Raw genomic sequence first — 2214 nt, forward strand, 5'->3', positions numbered from 1 at the left:
CCTTGCCCCGCGGCGTCATCGAAAAATACCGCCGCGGCGGACCCGCCGGCGACGGCACATCGCGATCCTTCAAAAATCCCTCTGCCTTCAAGCGGCCCAGAATCGGATAAATCGTGCTCTCCGACACCGCCAAATCCTCGATGCGCTTCAAGGCCTGCACGATTTCATAGCCGTAATTCTCGCCCTGCCGCAGCACCAGCAGCACGCAGTACTCCAGCACGCCCTTGCGCAATTGCGTAATCCAGCTCTCCATCACCAGCTACTCCGCATCATGTATTACGCAATACATAATACCGGCGCGACTGTCAAGCCGCCGAAATAAATAAAGAAAACGCCCCCCCAAAAAACTCTCCCCGCCCCCTTCCGGCGCATGCCGAAATGGTGTGCCTGGCGGGGGTCGAACCCACAACCTTTAGCTCCGGAGGCTAACGCTCTGTCCAATTGAGCTACAGGCACGCGGAGGAATTGTTTCCATGCGGACACTACGGCGCACCCGCACCCGTGGCAAGAAAAAAGGCCGTTATCGGTTGCGGGAACCCTGATCCTTAGCGACTGGTGAGGTGTCTGGATTTTGGGGGCGTTGTAGACGGTCAGGCACCACGGAGGCGACAATGAGGGGTGCAAACACCCCGGCAAGGGCTCTGACAAGGTGGTGTTATAAGCGTTCGAGTAGATTTTAGCCGGAAAAAGGCACAGCTCGGCTATGGGAGGGGGCATCAAGAGCAAGTTAGAGCTGGGCCGGGGGCCCTATGTGCATCCAAGCAGGCGATAAGCGGGGACCAATTCATGTAAGAAGTCCCTCCACCACTGGATCCAACCTGCCGCCACAAAGCAGACGGCCTTGAGCTGCCGCGCGTGCCGCTTGATTTCCACCGGAATCAGGAGCAGGTGATGAATGATCGTTCGAACCCGCTTGGGCTGATGTTCGTCGGGCAGATACAATAGCTTCATGGCTTGGAGCATGTTGAACGCCAGCATCCCGAGCTGATAGTAGACATTGTTGGCGGCCAGGCTCTTGCACGGGGGGTGATGAAGTCCCAGATCGATAAGCAACTCGCCGAAGCGCCGCTCGTAATCGCCTTTGAGCCGGTGTCGTTCAAAGATCGCTTCGGCAGGCCCCTCGGTACGCGACGGATCGCAGGCAACGAAGTTGTAGTTCCAGAAAAGCTCGCCATCGGCACGGCGGTGCCTGCACACGGCATAGAGCTTGTTCTTCTCACAGCCCGCCGGCCGGTAACGCAGCCGAGCGTATTGCGTCAGGTGGTCGTGCCCATCACGCCAGCGAATGATCTGCTCTTTGCTCCATGCAACCTCGGGCAGCAGGCTCGCGTTGCGATCCAGCGCTCGGGTCCACCGGTTGTAGCTGACCGTGTACTGATCGAAGCCCTCCTCGATGGCTTCGAGATACTTCCCGGCGCTCGAGGCGCTGTCGGCATACAGATAGCTGGTCTGCCCCGCCCACAGGTGCTTGTTGCGTTCGATCATCTCGGGCAACCAAGCGCTGACATCGTTGCCCGTCTCGCCACTGCTCAACGGCTCCTTGTGATCGGCAGGGGAACCGACCACCCCGTCCACCACGAACGGCCCAACCCACAGCGTCTGCCAAGAAAGGGCCACCTTGCCTGCATAGTTGAGCTTGGCCCCTTCAAAGCACTGTCCGCTAACTTCCAGTTGTGTGTCATCGAAAAAGCTCTCCAGTTGCCCGGCGTGAAGCAACCGCTCCGACTTTGCACGACCCAGCGCCCACTGGACGAACTCTTGCACGATTTCGCGCAACGCCGCCGCCCCTTCATCGCCGATGTTCCGCAACCATTCGCCCAGCGCCGTCTCGTCCGGGAACTTCTCGATTCCCAGGATCGCCTTAAGCGAGTCATCATCATCCAATCGGCCGGCATCGGCCAACGAGTCACCCCCGCTGGTGAAGCTGAATATAAAAGCGGCCACATATACGCACGGATCAAATCCCTTGCCGCAGTGCGTCCGGGGGTCCAGACGCCGATCCTTTTTTACCCGATCCCACAGACCAAACTCATGCGCCAACCCGTTCATTCCAAACTGGCCTCCGTGGGCTGTCGCGCGGTTTGAAGGGCGAAATTCAATGTCAATTCGGCGTTCTTGCTTCGTGTAGTGCTTGCTCATGCCCATAGTATAGCAAGAGGCGAGTCCAATTTCACCCGTAGGGTGAGCTTTTCCCCGGGTCGCTAAGGATTAGGG

At 58.6% G+C, this 2214-nt stretch carries 2 protein-coding genes and 1 tRNA gene; all 3 read right to left on the minus strand.

Translation table 11 applies throughout. The features are described from left to right. Nucleotides 1–253, minus strand: a 253-nt coding sequence (locus ACE4YL_RS13080) for a PadR family transcriptional regulator (RefSeq protein ID WP_461369709.1), incomplete at its 3' end; no start/stop codon positions are given. A gap of 126 nt (nt 254–379) precedes the next feature. After that, a tRNA-Arg gene (locus ACE4YL_RS13085) sits at nt 380–456 on the minus strand. Nucleotides 457–747: 291 nt separating this feature from the next. Continuing rightward, nucleotides 748–2145, minus strand: coding sequence for a transposase (locus tag ACE4YL_RS13090; protein WP_422146314.1), 1398 nt, complete (start codon nt 2143–2145; stop codon nt 748–750). Nucleotides 2146–2214 lie beyond the last annotated feature (69 nt).

It is taken from the genome of Candidatus Darwinibacter acetoxidans (assembly GCF_041936445.1).
Classification (GTDB): Bacteria; Bacillota; Limnochordia; order Darwinibacteriales; family Darwinibacteriaceae; genus DTU010.

Excerpts from the sequence above, each read along its gene's own strand:
- ACE4YL_RS13090 (WP_422146314.1), bottom strand. The coding sequence starts at position 2,145 with ATGGGCATGAGCAAGCACTACACGAAGCAAGAACGCCGAATTGACATT.